Annotated in this window: 1 protein-coding gene; it reads right to left on the bottom strand. The window is 44.5% G+C overall.

The annotated features are described in order from the left end of the window. A partial coding sequence (locus P20311_RS14090) for an IS4 family transposase (RefSeq protein ID WP_274377859.1) occupies positions 1 to 1,023 on the bottom strand: 1,023 nt, incomplete at its 3' end. Positions 1,024 to 1,029: the final 6 nt, after the last annotated feature.

The raw sequence follows: 1,029 nt of genomic DNA, 5'->3' as shown, positions 1-1,029 counted from the left end.
TTTTACCCATCTTGGGTAGCTCCTGTCTTCTCGCCTTTCTGGTAACAAGAAGAAGCTCATTTTCGTGAGTAAGGCATTGTATGCTTTAGGAATATTGCCTGGACTGCTCAACGATACAGTAACGAAGAAGTGTGTAATAGCCATTGAACAGCTGGTAAAACTAAGTTGATTGGGTAACACACCTCCTAATTTCCCTGCTGCTGCCGTCATTCCTTGCCTGATTAAGTTATAGCACAGCAGTACGCCCCATAGTTCTTGCCTAATCATATCTGGGCGTTTACTTCTTAGCGTATATTCGCTGTTAAGAAGTGATTGCTTCATCTCGCGGTAGCCCAACTCAATTTCCCATCGGTATCGATATAATTCAACCATCTCATCACCTGGAAATCGCATTGGGTCTACCATTGACGATAACATTCGATACGTTTTCCCTTTTATCGTTTTCGTGACTAATCTTGCTTCGACGTATTCAGGCAAGTCAGTGAATTTCTTCCTTGCCTGTGGTGTGCTGGTTAAACGTATATGCTGGTCCTGTTTGCTAAAGCTACGTAGCACCTCATACTGAAGGTCTTTTTTCGCGGGTATCATCCAGTGTCTTTGCTCACCTGCTTGATGCCAACGATTTAGCAGACCAAGAGAGTAATATCCCTTATCAAACAGCGTTAAAGAATGATTTGGAGTCGTGCTTACCAACTCCTCGGCCAACTTCATTTCATTGGTGCGGTAACCCGAGAAGGCGCTATTGATAAGTTGATGGCTGGTGATTTCCATGTGGCAAACCATACGGATCTGAGGATAAGTATTCTCTCTATGTTGATTACTCTGTGTCTCAAACACTTCATGATTTTCCTGCGTATCAGCCGTTCGCCAGACAACACCATCAACAGCCAGCAAATTTAATCCAGCCCAGGTTTCAAATTGATTAGACTCATAGCTATGCTTTGCCATCACTCGAAACACCTCTCGAACAGCGTCTTCCCCCAACCTCTGTCTTGCCTGAACCAACGCACTGGGCGCGACCAATGGTTT

This window comes from Pseudoalteromonas sp. BSi20311 (assembly GCF_000239875.1).
Lineage (GTDB): Bacteria > Pseudomonadota > Gammaproteobacteria > Enterobacterales > Alteromonadaceae > Pseudoalteromonas.
Note: the sequence above shows the minus strand (reverse complement) of the source record. Positions and strands in the feature narration are given on the sequence as shown.